Below are 315 nucleotides of genomic sequence, written 5' to 3'. Positions count from 1 at the left end.
CAGCAGCAGATACAGCACGCGTTTTAGGCGGCATGTATGACGGCATCGAATATCGCGGATTCTCTCAACGTACTGTTGAAACATTAGCTGAAGAATCAGGCGTGCCGGTATGGAACGGTTTAACTGACGAAGATCACCCAACACAAGTATTAGCTGACTTCCTAACAGCTAAAGAAGTATTGAAAAAACCTTATCACGAAATCAACTTCACTTACGTAGGCGATGGTCGCAACAACGTTGCGAATGCGTTGATGCAAGGTGCAGCAATCATGGGTATGCGTTTCAACCTTGTTTGCCCTAAAGAATTGAATCCTA

The 315-nt window shown here is 44.8% G+C and carries 1 pseudogene; it reads left to right on the top strand.

From position 1 onward, the window contains the following. Nucleotides 1-315 (top strand): annotated as a pseudogene (locus tag CD112_RS13225) (ornithine carbamoyltransferase); the annotation flags it as partial.

Source organism: Staphylococcus simulans (genome assembly GCF_002902285.1).
Lineage (GTDB): Bacteria > Bacillota > Bacilli > Staphylococcales > Staphylococcaceae > Staphylococcus > Staphylococcus simulans.
The sequence above is the reverse complement of the archived record's forward strand: the minus strand, read 5'-3'. Positions and strand labels throughout refer to the sequence as shown.